Source organism: Oleiphilus sp. HI0117, from assembly GCF_001635235.1.
In genome coordinates, this window is the sequence record NZ_LWGA01001291.1 from 1 (window position 1) to 762 (window position 762).

General features: G+C 41.3%; 1 protein-coding gene and 1 pseudogene. Both read left to right on the forward strand.

The window, feature by feature from the left end; genetic code table 11:
* A partial coding sequence (locus A3757_RS22470) for an exosortase-associated EpsI family protein (RefSeq protein ID WP_156506497.1) occupies nucleotides 1-476 on the forward strand: 476 nt, incomplete at its 5' end.
* 3 nt (nucleotides 477-479) lie between these two features.
* Nucleotides 480-762 (forward strand): annotated as a pseudogene (locus A3757_RS22475) (asparagine synthetase B); the annotation flags it as partial.

Below are 762 nucleotides of genomic sequence, written 5' to 3' on the forward strand. Positions count from 1 at the left end.
ACTTTCCACAACCAACCAATTTAACGCGAGGCTTATACGGAGCCTTCGGAGACCAGCTCGACCTATACATCCTCACCTACCTAAACAATAGTAATGTAGAAATGGCCAATAGCCAGAACACAATATTTGATAAGAACAGATGGCAGCTAATCAATGATTATGCATGGACAAGTGATCTACACCCAAACGTAAGAATTCGTATCGCGCTTGCTAAAGCAGGAAGAACGCACCGAGTAGTATATTACTGGTATAAACATGGAGCGCAATTTGCAAATTCAATAGGATCAAGCAAGATAGCACAATTAAAAAAATCCTATCTTGATATCCATGAATCACAACTTGTTGCTCTCTCGAAAGAATGCAACCTGAAGTGTCAAAGTAACTTAACGCCAACTCAAGGTATGCTGGATACAATAATCCAGTTACACATACAATCAAATTCTGATATAAGTTCAAGCAGCGACATCGAGAGTTAACCTATGTGTGGAATAGCAGGTTTGTTTGGCCTCCCCCCGTTTGAAAAAGATCGCTATGCACTTGCCAAGCAAATGGCAGGACAATTACGCCATCGAGGCCCTGACGGACAAGCTTACTATCTAGATAGCCAAGCCTTATTGGTTCATACGCGTTTGAGCATCATCGATATTCAGGGTGGTGAGCAGCCTATTCATAATGAAGATAAATCAGTTTGGGTTAGTTTTAACGGCGAGATATACAACTTCCCTGAACTGCGAGAAGTATTAATTGCTAAAGGCCACCAAT